General features: G+C 58.8%; 13 protein-coding genes. 2 read left to right on the top strand and 11 right to left on the bottom strand.

Annotation, left to right across the window (positions count from 1 at the left end; all coding sequences use genetic code 11):
- Nucleotides 1–50: 50 nt before the first annotated feature.
- The 9 genes from RVM24_RS15790 to folE form a co-directional block, all read right to left on the bottom strand.
- Nucleotides 51–296 (bottom strand): hypothetical protein, encoded by a 246-nt coding sequence (locus tag RVM24_RS15790; RefSeq protein WP_431474343.1) that lies wholly within the window; start codon nt 294–296, stop codon nt 51–53.
- A 157-nt stretch (nt 297–453) separates the two neighbouring features.
- Nucleotides 454–903, bottom strand: a complete 450-nt coding sequence (locus RVM24_RS15785; protein ID WP_058090796.1) for a DUF411 domain-containing protein — start codon at nt 901–903, stop codon at nt 454–456.
- Between the two features lie 132 nt (nt 904–1,035).
- Nucleotides 1,036–3,624: a heavy metal translocating P-type ATPase gene (locus RVM24_RS15780; RefSeq protein ID WP_431474342.1), complete on the bottom strand. Its 2,589-nt coding sequence runs from the start codon at nt 3,622–3,624 to the stop codon at nt 1,036–1,038.
- Nucleotides 3,621–4,061, bottom strand: coding sequence for a MerR family transcriptional regulator (locus RVM24_RS15775; protein ID WP_431474341.1), 441 nt, complete (start codon nt 4,059–4,061; stop codon nt 3,621–3,623). The genes RVM24_RS15780 and RVM24_RS15775 overlap by 4 nt, the downstream gene beginning before the upstream one ends.
- Before the next feature lie 247 nt (nt 4,062–4,308).
- A complete protein-coding gene (locus RVM24_RS15770) occupies nt 4,309–4,629 on the bottom strand; it encodes a hypothetical protein (protein ID WP_106696083.1) in 321 nt (106 codons plus the stop codon).
- A gap of 53 nt (nt 4,630–4,682) precedes the next feature.
- The gene (locus tag RVM24_RS15765; RefSeq protein WP_431474340.1) at nt 4,683–6,950 is read right to left on the bottom strand and encodes a bifunctional diguanylate cyclase/phosphodiesterase; all 2,268 of its coding nucleotides are present in this window, start codon (nt 6,948–6,950) and stop codon (nt 4,683–4,685) included.
- A 151-nt stretch (nt 6,951–7,101) separates the two neighbouring features.
- Nucleotides 7,102–7,539 (bottom strand): CoA-binding protein, encoded by a 438-nt coding sequence (locus RVM24_RS15760; protein ID WP_072675971.1) that lies wholly within the window; start codon nt 7,537–7,539, stop codon nt 7,102–7,104.
- 19 nt (nt 7,540–7,558) lie between these two features.
- Nucleotides 7,559–7,933, bottom strand: a complete 375-nt coding sequence (gene folX / locus RVM24_RS15755; RefSeq protein WP_230715094.1) for a dihydroneopterin triphosphate 2'-epimerase — start codon at nt 7,931–7,933, stop codon at nt 7,559–7,561.
- 25 nt (nt 7,934–7,958) lie between these two features.
- A complete protein-coding gene (gene folE / locus RVM24_RS15750; RefSeq protein ID WP_058090792.1) occupies nt 7,959–8,528 on the bottom strand; it encodes a GTP cyclohydrolase I FolE in 570 nt (189 codons plus the stop codon).
- Between the two features lie 178 nt (nt 8,529–8,706).
- Here folE and RVM24_RS15745 point away from each other — a divergent pair, with 178 nt between their 5' ends.
- Complete coding sequence (locus RVM24_RS15745; RefSeq protein ID WP_230715096.1) at nt 8,707–9,627, top strand: alpha/beta fold hydrolase; 921 nt, start codon at nt 8,707–8,709, stop codon at nt 9,625–9,627.
- Between the two features lie 6 nt (nt 9,628–9,633).
- On the opposite strand, the gene RVM24_RS15740 is transcribed toward RVM24_RS15745, so the two are convergent.
- Nucleotides 9,634–10,713, bottom strand: a complete 1,080-nt coding sequence (locus tag RVM24_RS15740) for a GGDEF domain-containing protein (RefSeq protein WP_227510153.1) — start codon at nt 10,711–10,713, stop codon at nt 9,634–9,636.
- Between the two features lie 139 nt (nt 10,714–10,852).
- On the opposite strand from RVM24_RS15740, the gene RVM24_RS15735 reads away from it, so the two are divergent.
- On the top strand, nt 10,853–11,935 hold the full coding sequence (locus tag RVM24_RS15735) for a patatin-like phospholipase family protein (protein ID WP_058090791.1): 1,083 nt from the start codon (nt 10,853–10,855) through the stop codon (nt 11,933–11,935).
- Here the strand turns inward: RVM24_RS15735 and RVM24_RS15730 are convergent.
- A complete protein-coding gene (locus RVM24_RS15730) occupies nt 11,923–12,939 on the bottom strand; it encodes a PAS domain-containing protein (protein WP_431474339.1) in 1,017 nt (338 codons plus the stop codon). The two genes, RVM24_RS15735 and RVM24_RS15730, sit on opposite strands and share 13 nt — an antisense overlap.
- Nucleotides 12,940–12,994 lie beyond the last annotated feature (55 nt).

Genomic DNA, 12,994 nt, shown 5'->3' with positions numbered 1-12,994 from the left:
ATGGATGATGCAGCGGAGTATAACGGTTATGCAGGTGGGAGTCAGATCTGTCAGGCCGGGTGTGTCTCCTCGCCGGGAGCAGCGTGGATGCGAACCCGGTTACGCCCTCCCCGCTTGGCCCGTTCCAGGGACTGCAACAGTCGGGCGCTGTCGTAACGCACCTGAATTTCAGTAACCTGCTTGCCCCAGCGTTCGATGATGTCTTCTGACAACTCCCGGTAGGCCAGCCAGGAGGCAGACGCCGCGAGAATGATCAGTAACGATGCGAGGCCGAGTAGGCGGGTTTTAAGGCTCAAGCTGAATCCCTGCGAGTATTTGTTTTGTTTCCAACACTGACATCCATAATAGAACAGCCCGGAACGACAGTGTAGAAAAAACAGACAGACCCGCTAGCCTCACGGGTGCACAGCCGGGCTGGCTGTGCACGGATATCCTGGCCTGAGCGCAAAACGGTCAGTTGTGCTCGGCAAACACCCGGGTCTGACCTTCCTTGTTAAACAGGATGACCTTGTAGTGGTCCTTGCGATCACCCATCTCCATGCCGGGCGAGCCTATGGGCATACCCGGAACACTGATGCCGGTGGCTTTCGGGGCCTCGCTCAATAGGCGTTTGATATCATCCGCCGGCACATGGCCTTCCACCACATAGTCACCCACAAAGGCGGTGTGGCAGCTGCCCAGGCCTGGAATCAGGCCGGCGTCGGCCTTGATCTTGCCCATGTCATCGGTGTCGGTGGCGGTGACGTCGAACCCGTTTTCTTCCAGGTGGTCGATCCAGTCGCCACAGCAACCGCAGGTGGGCGATTTATACACGTGAATGCTTTGGGCGGCTCCGCCGGCGACGGCCGTGGTGCTGAACCCCAGGGCGGCCACCAGGCCAAGGGCTAAGGTGTGTTTTTTCATGGCGGTTACCTCGGTAATGCGTGTGTAAACAGGATTATTGGTTCTGCCCGGATTTGTTGCCGGATAACCAGAACCACCAAACCACGGCGGCCATCAGGGCCAGCCCTGCTGCGTTGACCAGAATAGTCTCCATCAGTTCCGCTCCTCTTGCCTTGCCGGGGTGTGGCTGCTTTTGAACAGGCGCAGCCGGTTGGCATTGGATACCACCGTCACCGACGACAACGACATGGCGGCACCCGCCAGAATCGGACTCATCAGGATGCCCCACACAGGGTAGAGCAGGCCGGCGGCCACGGGAATACCCATTGTGTTGTATACAAACGCTCCGAACAGGTTCTGTTTGATGTTGGTGACGGTTGCCCGGGAAATCTCGATGGCATCCGGCACGCCGTGCAGGGAGCCGCGCATCAGGGTTATGGCTGCGCTTTCAATGGCGACATCGGTGCCGGTGCCAATGGCAAAACCGACATCTGCGGCCGCCAGTGCCGGGGCGTCATTGATGCCATCGCCTACCATGGCCACGGTGTAGCCTTTGCCGCGCATTTCGCTGACCACTTCGGCCTTGTTCTCGGGCAGTACTTCGGCCCGGTAGTTATCAATACCGGTTTTGGCGGCGATGGCCTTGGCGGTGGCATCAACGTCCCCGGTGACCATCATCACCTTGATGCCTGCGTCATGCAGGCGGCGGATGGCGGCTTCGGAATCCGGCTTGATGGCATCGGCCACCCCGATAACGCCCAGCACCTTGGCGCCCAGTGCCAGAAACAACGGCGTGCCGGCCTCCTCGGTAATGGTGTTGGCGGCCGAGTCCAGATTTGTCACGTCGATGCCTTCGGCCTCCAGCCAGCGCCGGTTGCCCAGACGGACCGCCTGGCCATCGAACTGGCCTTGCACGCCCATACCGTTGAGCGCTTCAAAGTCCGTCACTGTTTCAGGCTCTACGTCATTTTCGTTGGCCCGGTTCAATATGGCCTCTGCCAGAGGGTGTTCGGAGTGGCGCTCCAGCCCGGCTGCCAGTGCCAACAGGGTGGTATCGTTATCATCAACGGCGGTCATCCGCGTGACGGCCGGGTGGCCTTCGGTGATGGTGCCGGTCTTGTCCAGAATCACCAGATCGATCTTGCCGGCGGTCTGCAACGCATCCCCTTGGCGAATCAGCGCGCCATACTCGGCAGCCTTGCCGACGCCCACCATCACCGACATCGGCGTGGCCAGGCCCAAAGCACAGGGGCAGGCAATGATCAGAACCGTGGTGGCCGCTATCATCATATGAACCACCGCCGGCTCCGGCCCCACGTTGTACCAGACCAGTGCCGCGCCGATGGCAACCAGCATGACCGTGGGCACGAACACCGAGGAAATCTTGTCGGCCAGCCGGCCAATGGCCGGTTTCGAGCCCTGGGCTTTTTTCACCAGCTTGATGATCTGCGCCAGCGCCGTCTCGCTGCCGACCCGGGTAGCTTCGTAAATGATCGAACCATGGGTGTTCAGGGTACCGGCTGACACCTCATCATCCTTCGCCTTGCTCACCGGCATGGGTTCGCCAGTCAGCATGCTTTCGTCGATGCGGGTGCTGCCTTCGATAATGACACCATCCACCGGCAGTTTTTCACCGGGTCGAACACGGATGTGGTCGCCTTTGCGAACCTGCTCAACGGGAAGGTCCTGCTCCTCGCCGTTGCGAATCACCCGGGCGGTCTTGGCCCGCAGGTCCAGCAACCGCCGCACCGCCTCAGAGGTTTTGCCCTTGGCCCGTAACTCCAAGGCCTGACCCAGATTGATCAGGCCGATGATCATGGCGGAAGCTTCAAAATACACATGCCGCGCCATCTCCGGCAGCAGCTCCGGCACGCTCGACACCACCATGGAATACAGCCAGGCGGTACCGGTACCCAGGGCAATCAAGGTGTCCATGTTGGCGTTATGGTGTTTGAAGGCCTTCCAGGCCCCGGTGAAGAAATGCCCACCGGTAGCGATCATCACACCCAGGGTCAGAACGCCGAAATTGATCCAGGTAAGCTGATTGGCCTCCGTCACCATCATGGTGTCGAAACCCATACCCCAGACCATCAACACCAAGCCGAGGCCCAGACTGATGGCCATCTTCACCAGCAGCACTTTGTACTGCTTTTTATCCTCCGCTTGCCGGCGATCATCGGCGGCGTCGGCATCCTCAATTACGCTTGCGCCGTAACCTGCACTTTCCACAGCCTTGATCAACGCATCCGGCTCCCCTGTGCCATTGGCGGTCGCCGTGTTGTCCGCCAGATTCATATGGGCATGGGTTACCCCGGGCACCGACAACAGCGCCTTCTCGATACTGGCAACGCACGATGCGCAGGTTGCCCCGGAAACCGAGAGCGTAATTTGATCATCTTTCGCTGATTCGGTTGCCTGACCAGGTTCAGCGGCCGCCTCGGCGGGCCCTTGGTCAGCGCCGGATGCGCGGTTGTGCGAAGTGGCTGTTTTCGAAGCGCAACAAGGCGCAGGCTCTGAATTCGCCGCAGGCTCCGCCGGATATCCTGCCTCGGTTACCACCCGCGCCGCCTCGGCCAGATCCACCCCGTCAGGCAACGCCACCGTTTGCGCCTCGATATCCACCCCAACCAGCTCGGTACTGCCGGTCAACGGCTCCAGCGCCGCACGAATCTTCTTCGCACAGCCCTGGCACGAAGCTCCCGAAATCGACAGCGCCGGCTTCAACTTAGTTGTATCACTCATGATGTTGACTCCTCGCAACATGACTCAGCAGAGGGATCGTCCCAGTGCTCAATCAACCGACAAATGGTATGCCCATCCGGCGTTCCGTCCGGCATCTCCTGCCAGGCAGCCAGCGCCGAAATCATCCGCTTGCGCAATTGCTGCAACTCCGCAATTTCCCGTTCAACCACCACTAACCGCTGCTGAAACACGTCCCGAACCATCGGGCACGGCGAATGCTGATCATCCGCCCGGGCCAGAATCTGCCGAATCTCCGGCAACGAAAACCCCAACTGCCGCGCCTTCCGGGCAAACCGCAACCGGCGCAGGTCTTCGGCATCGTACTGCTGGTAGTTGTTGTCCGGGTTGCGGGTGGGTTGTAACAGACCCTCCCGGGTGTAGAACCGGACGGTATCGGGGTTCACCCCGGCGGCGGTGGCGATCTCTTTGACTTTCATAGGTGCTGCCCATCACAGAGTGATTGTTGGATGACAGGAATCCACGCACCAGCTTAACGAAGTGACGGTGCGGGATAGGGCTTCCGAAAATGCTCGTAGCCATGGATGGCGGAGAGCAAGCGTACACGGACGTACTTGCAGCGGTTTTCGGAAGCCCTATCCCGCATCGGCACGGCGGACTCCACAACCCAGACAATAGACTAAAACCTGTGACCAACTCACAGGTCAAAGGTTTTCAGGCAGGATATCAGGAAGAAGAATTCTTAGAGCGAAGAAACACACCACAAGACTTGCACTGATCAGGCGCCATCAGCTTAGCCTGCCAGCCAATCTTCACCCCACAGGCGGGACACTGCAGCCGCAACTGCAACACAATAATCGGCACCACCAGCAAAGCCAGCAGCACCCCCAGAGACCCCCACTCATCACCACTGGAAATCCCCAACTGACTACTGAACACCAACACCACCGTCAGCGCCACAAACGCAAACATGAAATAATTCCGGTTCCAGCGCTCCCAGCGGCGCAGCCTGGCATCCTGCTCCGGAGTCAGATATCTGGCAGACATAAACATCACTCAAAGAAAAAGTTACAGAGAAGTTTGGGGATCAGAAACCGCCATTACAAACCCGAATTGATCGATTGACCGGTAAACAGGATGCCTTCCGCCAACGCTGTCTCCAGGTCTTCCGCTGGAATCGGCCGGCTGATCAGATAACCCTGGGCCAGATTGCAACGGTGCGCTTTCAGGAAATTCAGTTGCTCCTCGGTTTCCACGCCCTCGGCCACCACCTGAATGCCGAGGTTGTGGGCAAGATTGATCACGGCCCGAGTGATGACCGCGTCGTCATGGCGCTCGGTCACATCGGTGATAAACGACCGGTCAATTTTCAGCAGATCTACCGGGAAATCCCGCAAATAGCCGAGAGACGAATAGCCCACGCCGAAATCATCAATGGCCAGGTGAACCCCCAGCTGATGCAGACGCGACAACTGATTCAGGTTGTGTTCAATGTTCTGGATGAAGATCTCTTCCGTCAGCTCCACTTCCAGCATGCTCGGGTCCACTTCTTCCGATAGCAGGGCATCCCGTACATGTTCCACCAATGATTCATCATCCAGCTCCCGGCCCGAAAGATTCACTGCGATCCTGAGTTGCTCGCAAGCCGTGCCGCGCCAATTGGCGAGCTGGCGACAGGCGGCAAGCACCACCCAGCGGCCAATCTCGGTAATCCGACCGCTTTCTTCCGCCAGGGGGATGAACTCGATGGGTGCCAAAAGCCCTCGGCGGGGGTGCTGCCAGCGGATCAGGGCTTCCACACTGTTGATCTCACCGGTTTGCAGGTTCAGCTGGGGTTGATAAAACAGCACAAACTCGTCGTTGGCCAGGGCCTGGCTCAGATCCTTGTCCAGCTCCAGGCGCATCACCTCACGGTCCTGCATGCCTTCGGTGTAGAACTGGTAAGTATTGCGGCCCTGCTCCTTGGCACGGTAAAGGGCAATATCGGCATTCCGGAGCAGGGTGTCGGCGTCCAGTCCGCTCTGGGGATACACGGCGACACCCATGGTGGCGGTAATGCTGTGGGCATCACACTGAACCTCGAACGGTTCGGCAAAGCACTGCTTGATCTGGCCAAGCAGGTGAATCACATCGTCAATGTCGTCCACGTGTTGCTGGCAGATCATGAACTCGTCGCCGCCTGAGTAGGCCACCAGAATCCGCTCATTGCTCAGGCTGTTCAGCCGCTCAGAGACCTTGATCAGCAGTTCGTCGCCAAACTGATGGCCGAGGGAATCGTTGAGCATCTGGAACCGGTCCAGGTCAATCATGACCAGCCCCACCTGGCGCATTTGCCGGTCGGCGATGTTAAGAGTGTGGGCCAGGTCCTCCATGAAAAACCGGCGATTGGCCAGGCCAGTGAGGGTATCGGTGGATTCCAGTCGCTCGAGGTCAACCTGCATGGCGATACGCTGGTCAATCTCACGTTCCAGCTCCCGGCGGGTTTTCAAAAGCGCCTGATTGCGCTTGAGGATCAGCTGGACGAGCAGGGTGGTCAGGCTGGTCAGCAGGCCCATAAACACAAGGCTTGCGAAGGTGAGCATCGGCCAGGAACTGCGCTGGCTGTCTACCCAGGATTGATTGGGGCGTAACGTCAGGGTCCAATCCAGAGTGGGGAACTGCACGGGCAGGGTGAAGCTGAAGCTCCGGGCAATCTCTGTGTCTGAGTTAAGAACGTAGGCAGGTTCTCCTGAATCCTGGATTTCAATCTGAAAGTGTTCCAGTACCCGGCGGGTCAGTAACTGCTCGGTGAGAACTTCCATCCTGAACACACCGGCCATGTAGCCGTTATTGGCGTCTCCGGCGCCCACGGGGTAATAAATCACCATGCCCTTGCCGCCCTGGCGAAGATCGATGATACCGGACAGATCATAATCACCGGTGGCTGCTGCTTTATCCAGTGCTTCGCGGCGCTGGTCGTTGAACGCCACGTTATAACCCACCACGTCCTGATTGCCAGCCAGCGGTTCCAGCCATCGGATGATGTAGTTGGAATCAATCCACTCGATGGCCTGGTATACCCCAAAATCTTCCAGGTAGTTGCGTGCGTCCACGCGCCATTGCGATTCCGGCATCTCGGGCTCGACATAAAGCCGATAGGCCATGCGCCCGATGGCCTGAACGTGCACCAGAAACTCCCGCTCCAGGTTATCAGTCAACGCACGGGCTTCATTACGGAGGTTGGCTTCGATCTGTCGGTTATCCTGCTGGATAAGCCCTTCCCGAAGGCCGGCGGCAATGGCGAGAAAAACCAGAAAGATGACCAGCACAAACACCGGGCTCATAAGCCATCGGACAACAAGGCTGGTACCGGTTTCGGGTTTTGCCACAGTGTACTCCAGATCGTTAAAAGACAGGCTGAACAGGTTTAACGGCCAATCGCGCTTGATTATGAGCCATAGTTATCCTGTTTGGCCATGCCCCAATGGGTCTGGTACGCCGGAAGCGGGTTGGAGCAGCGGTGATTGCAGGTACACGGAATCAGGCCTGTTCGACGATGGGCCCAATACCAAGCTTCGGGATCTCCTGTTTCGGACAGCGGTCCATGACCACCCTCAGCCCGGCGGCTTCGGCGCGGGCAGCACCGGACTCATTAATCACGCCAATCTGCAGCCAGAGTACCGGAATCTTCTGTTTAATAGCCTGGTCGATCACAGCATCGGTGCGTTCCGGGGCCAGGAACAGCTCAGCCATGTCTACGGGTTCCGGGAGTGATGCCAGGTCAGCATACACTGTCTCACCGAGCACTTGCTGGCCGGCCAGGCGCGGATTTACCGGGATCACACGGTAGCCCTGGCGCTGCAGGTATTCCATCACTTCGTGGGAGGGGCGGTTGGGTTTCTCGCTGGCACCAACCAACGCAATGGTACGCACAGATTCGAGAATATCCCGGATCTGGTCAGGGGCATTGCTGGGCATCGGGGCAGACCTCGAAGAATTAACGATGGGCCTCAAGGCAGACAGAGACCGATTCCGCATAGCGTAACGCGTGCGGCTTGTCGATTTCTACCTGTGCCCACTGCACGGCCTGATGTTCCATCACAATTTCGAGAACTTCGTGGGTCAGCCGTTCCAGTAGAGCAAAACTGTTGCCGTCCACATGCCCGATGATTTGCTTGGTGATGGTGCGGTAATTCAGGGCAGCGGAGATTTCGTTCCGGTCAATGGCGGCGGAGGCATCGTAGCGAAGGGTGACGTTGATCACCACATCCTGCTGGTTGTTGATCTCTTCTTCCTTGATGCTAATGTAGGCACGGAGCAGAAGGTTCTTGATCCTGACCGTGGCCAGGTGATCACCAGTCATGGTTGTCATGATGCCTCCGTTTTCGGCGTCTGGTTCAGCGATTGTTGCCAATCAGGGTAAGAAATTCGGTGCGTGTGGCCTGTGATTTCCGGAACTGTCCCAGCATCATCGAGGTTTTCATCCGGGAGTTCTGTTTCTCCACGCCCCGCATCATCATGCACATGTGCTGGGCCTCGATAACCACGGCGACACCTTTGGCATTGGTAACGCTTTCCACCGCTTCCGCGATCTGGCGGGTCAGGTTCTCCTGAATCTGCAGGCGGCGGGCATACATATCCACAATGCGAGCAAACTTGGACAGGCCCAGTACCCTGCCCTGGGGCAGATAGGCGATGTGGCATTTGCCGATGAACGGCAGCATATGGTGTTCACACATGCTGTACAGCTCGATGTCCTGGACCACCACCATTTCATCCATGGCGGATTCAAACACAGCATTGTTGACCAGGTCAGCAAGATCCTGCTGGTAACCCCGGGTCAGGAACTGCATGGCCTTGGCGGCCCGCATCGGAGTGTCCTGAAGACCTTCGCGGTCGGCATTTTCGCCGAGGCCTTCAATGATGGCGCGGTAATGACCAGCAAGGTCGTCCAGAGGTAAGGTCATAATCGTTTCCGGTTTGTGTCTGATAAAGGGCGCAAGCTTAAGGGAATTTTCAGGCCATCTCCACGGTTTACGCCGGTTTGCCCATTATGGACCAGTTCACGGGCAGCGTTTAGTGATCTGGCAGCCAGTACGGCTTTGGACTAAAGTGGAGGTTCCTCAGGTAGATCGGGACGAACAAATGGAGCAGGTGATACCCGGTTCACAAATCAGGGCAGAAAGCCGCCAGGATACCTATACCCTCGAGGCGTGGCAGCAGGCCGGTAAATGGTTCAGCTACGATGGCCATGCCATCTTCAGTCGCATGGCTGGAAAAGGCTCGCCGCTGGTGCTTCTGCACGGGTTTCCGACCGCCAGCTGGGACTGGAGCCGGTTATGGCCGATGCTGGCGTCTGGCCACCAACTGCTGGCTGTCGATATGCTAGGCTTCGGGTTTTCCGACAAGCCCCGCAACTATGTTTACAGCATTGAGGACCAGGCGGATCTGATCCAGGGCTGGATCGAAGGCCTGGGACTGGATTCGGTGCACCTGTTCGCCCACGATTATGGCTCTTCGGTGGCACAGGAACTGCTGGCCAGAGACCAGGAAGGATCATTGCCCTTCGCAATCAACAGCGTGTGTTTACTCAACGGAGGCCTGTTCCCTGAGGTGCACAGCCCGCTGTTTATCCAGAAAGTCCTGAAGAGTCCCCTGGGTGGGCTGATCAGCCGTGGGCTTACCCGGGGTAGCTTCGAACGGAATTTCCGCCGGCTGTTTGGTGACCGGAATCCTCCGGCCCAGCAGGATCTGGAAGATTTCTGGCATCTTCTTACATACAACAATGGCCGTGGAATTCTGCATGAACTGATTCAGTTTATGGAAGAACGTCGTTGCCATCGTAATCGCTGGGTGGGGGCCTTGCAGAACGCCCGGCAGCCAATGCGCCTGATCTCCGGCGCTGCGGACCCGGTCTCGGGCGCGGCCACGGTGCGGCGCTACCGGGAATTGATCCGGAACCCGGACGTCATCAGCCTGAGGAATATCGGCCACTACCCGCACTTTGAATCGCCCTGGGATGTATTCAGTGCTTACCGGGATTTCCGCACCGGGCTTGAGTCCTGACCTTGTTCAAACTACAGCGCTGGTATCGCCGGCCGGGGTCGACGGCCCCGCAGCGTGGGCTGATTCATTGGAAGGCCGGGCCGCATTGACCACCTGATTGCGGCCCTTTGCCTTGGCGTCGTACAGCGCCTGATCCGCACGGTTCAGCCAAACCGACCAGGTCTCGCCGCGGCACACTTCCGCCACGCTGGCACTGGCGGTCAGCTTTATGTCATCCAGGAACGGCCTGGCACTGATGCTGGTCAGTAACTGATGGGCCAGGGTGTCGGCATCTTTCTGGCGGGTTTCCGGCAACACCACCATGAACTCTTCGCCGCCAATGCGGAACAGCTGATCACTTTCCCGAAGTCGCTTACGCAGCCGGATGGTCATTTCCTTAAGCACCCGGTCACCGGCCAGGTGCCCCCAGCGGTCATTAATGGTCTTGAAATAATCCAGATCAATCAGCACCAGGCTGGACACCCTCTCATAGCGCTCCCGCAGCTGAATCTGGCTGTTCAGAATGTCGGCCAGCTGAGACCGGTTCAGGCAGCCGGTGAGCGGGTCAGTCGTGGCCAGCCGGGTCAGCTCCTGTTGGAGCCGGCCCACCAGCCAGGCGAAGATCATGGCAAACAGGCAACTCAGCCCCAGGGAGAAGGTGATCCGCCAGAAATCGGCTTCGGGAAACTGAAGGAATGACACCACGGCCATGACGCTGACAAAAATGATGTTGCAGACAATGGCTTCTTTCAGCGGTAACAGGAAAAACAGTGCGATAGCCGCCGGATAGGCCCAGTAAAGACCGGCGTGACCGTTAATGGATGTCGAGTAGGCCGCGCAGACCACGGCCAGAATCGGAAACAGGCGCCCTTTCAGGAAATAGACACTGCGCAACCGCAGGAACAGGATTACCAGGGCTGCGTTGACACAGAACAGAATCAAAAGGGCAGACAGCAGAAAGTTACCGTGTTGCCATTGCACCATCACCAGAGGTGCCACGGCGATAAAGGCCCAGATATGCAGGTGGTACACCAGCTGACGTTTGAAACCCAATACTGCAAGGGTTGGATTGGTCGCCATGGTATCCGGCGAGGCAAAAAGGTTCACAGCCTACTCCTGCAGCTCATGGCTGGCATACTTCCCTGAAACACTGATGGCTCAAGTCTAGCACGGAGTTATTGGCTGGCCACTGCAGGTTTCGATAAACTCCCGGGACTTTGACCAGAACCGTAAGCAGGAACACGTGATGACCGCAATCCAGATCCGAACACCGGCGCTGACCATCCGGGCTGGGCGACGGGCCCTTCAGCGCCTGAGGGACAAGCCGTTAACACCGGCGGACGTCCACGTGATACCCGGCGCCGCCGGTGGCCCGAAAGCCCTGGGAATCAGCGGTCTGGACAAGGCCATCTTCGGTGACTGGTTGCCCCGGGCACCGCAAGAGCGGGTGCTGATCGGCTCGTCCATCGGCAGCTGGCGGTTCGCGGCGATTGCCTCATCCAACGATCCGAAAGGCCAACTGGCCAGGCTGGCGGAACTCTATACCAGCCAGCGTTTTGCCAAGGGGGTCAGTGCCGCCGAGGTATCTCGAAAAAGCGTTCTGTTTCTGGAAGAGTTGCTGGGCGGTCGGGAGGAGTTCATCCTCAACCACCCCTGGTACCGGCTTAATGTGGTGGTTGTGCGCAGCCTGGGCTTGCTGGAACACGACGCCAGGGGCCGCCTGGGTCTGGGCCTGATGAGTGCAATCAGCGCCAACATGGTCAGTCGTCGCCACCTTGGCCGATTCATGGAGCGGGGTATCGTGCATGATGCCCGTATCAGGACGCCGGTGTCCAAACTGGTGGATTTTCCCAGCCATGAAGTGGCGCTGTCCGCAGACAATCTGCTGCCTGCGCTACTGGCCTCCGCTTCGATTCCGCTGGTTATGTCCGGTGTTCGGAATATTCCCGGAGCCCCGGATGGCGTCTACCGGGATGGCGGGCTGCTGGACTACCACCTGGATCTGCCCTACGAGCAACCGGGCATCATCCTGTACCCGCACTTTACCGATAAGGTAGTGCCGGGTTGGTTTGACAAGACCTTGCCGTGGCGCCGGGGCGATGCCACCCGATTACAGGATGTGCTGCTGGTCTCCCCGTCCCGGGCGTATCTGGACAGCCTGCCGGACCGCAAACTGCCAGACCGGAAAGACTTCGAGAAGTACCTTGGCGACGACTCAGGCCGTGAACGATCCTGGCGCGCATCCATTGCCGAGAGTGACCGGCTGGGGGACGAGTTCCTCGAACTTGTGGAGAGCGGGCGCCTGCTGGATCAGGTTCAGCCATTGTAGCCATTGGCAATCTTGAGTGCGCTCAGTCTGAAGCCTGTGACTCCGTGGATCGGGTCCTTCAGTACCATCACCCGCACCACCGCCGGGACCGTCCGCTCGGCGCTGCGGTGCAACAGATTCACATCTACCCTGGCCAGGGTGGCCTCTTGCCGGGCTGCGGCCAGGCACTGGTCGAAGCGTGCACGGTCGGGCTCGGCGACCAGTTCGCTGAACGGCCGGTTGACAAGGTCTGACGGCGCCAGTCCCAGCACATCCGCTACCTGTGCCGATACGAATCCTATCTGCCCCTGTTCATCCAGTTCGCTGACAATGGCTCCCGACAGCGCGACCAGGTCCCGACTGCGGGATTCGCTGTCATTCAGTGCCTGGCGCAGCACGTTCTTCTCGACCTGCAAGTTGGTGATCCGTTGGTCAGCGATCCTGTTCAGCCTGGCCAACCGATGACCGTTGTCGTCTTTCCGTGCAGCCTGCCGGCATAGGGCGAGGGCGAGCAGCGTTGCCACGGCGGTAATCACCCCGCCACTGGCGCCAACGAGCCACCCCACACGCCGGGCCGGCGACACCAGCATCCGGGTATCCGGCCAGGTGGTCACCATCCAGTGCCGGCCGTTGGTCTGCAACTCGGTTCTCAGGGCGTCATTACCGGCCGGATGGCGTGAGCTGCCCAGCTGTATCAGTGGTTTCTTGGTGTGGCGTTCCAGGGTATCGATCCTGAGACTGATGCCATCCTGAAGTCCGGTTGCCAGGGAAGCCCGGAGCTCTTGAAGCTGTTCGTCTTCCTGCGATAGCCGGGCAAGATGGATGACAACCTGGCTGACCAGGGATTGATGCAGGGCCTGATAACGCTGGTGGGCAAGCTGATGAGCCATGTCTGAGGCGAGGCGGGCCGTCAGGAGGCTCAGAATGACGCCGCAGACCAGAATGACGGCCGGACCCCAGAGCCCCGGCCAGAGGCCAGGCCGGCGCGGGCCCGGATAAGGGATGTCAGAGAGGTCGCTATCCATGCTGAAAGCCTCTGGAGCTGTTACGGAAAGTGTGTCCAGATTACTCTAGACCAGC

The sequence above is a fragment of the Marinobacter sp. KM021 genome, assembly GCF_050707965.1.
Lineage (GTDB): Bacteria > Pseudomonadota > Gammaproteobacteria > Pseudomonadales > Oleiphilaceae > Marinobacter > Marinobacter shengliensis.
Note: the sequence above shows the minus strand (reverse complement) of the source record. Positions and strands in the feature narration are given on the sequence as shown.

Coding starts and splice junctions, on each gene's coding strand:
- RVM24_RS15785 (WP_058090796.1), bottom strand. CDS start 903: ATGAAAAAACACACCTTAGCCCTTGGCCTGGTGGCCGCCCTGGGGTTC.
- RVM24_RS15780 (WP_431474342.1), bottom strand. CDS start 3,624: ATGAGTGATACAACTAAGTTGAAGCCGGCGCTGTCGATTTCGGGAGCT.
- RVM24_RS15775 (WP_431474341.1), bottom strand. CDS start 4,061: ATGAAAGTCAAAGAGATCGCCACCGCCGCCGGGGTGAACCCCGATACC.
- RVM24_RS15770 (WP_106696083.1), bottom strand. CDS start 4,629: ATGTCTGCCAGATATCTGACTCCGGAGCAGGATGCCAGGCTGCGCCGC.
- RVM24_RS15760 (WP_072675971.1), bottom strand. CDS start 7,539: ATGCCCAGCAATGCCCCTGACCAGATCCGGGATATTCTCGAATCTGTG.
- folX (WP_230715094.1), bottom strand. CDS start 7,933: ATGACAACCATGACTGGTGATCACCTGGCCACGGTCAGGATCAAGAAC.
- folE (WP_058090792.1), bottom strand. CDS start 8,528: ATGACCTTACCTCTGGACGACCTTGCTGGTCATTACCGCGCCATCATT.
- RVM24_RS15745 (WP_230715096.1), top strand. CDS start 8,707: ATGGAGCAGGTGATACCCGGTTCACAAATCAGGGCAGAAAGCCGCCAG.
- RVM24_RS15735 (WP_058090791.1), top strand. CDS start 10,853: ATGACCGCAATCCAGATCCGAACACCGGCGCTGACCATCCGGGCTGGG.
- RVM24_RS15730 (WP_431474339.1), bottom strand. CDS start 12,939: ATGGATAGCGACCTCTCTGACATCCCTTATCCGGGCCCGCGCCGGCCT.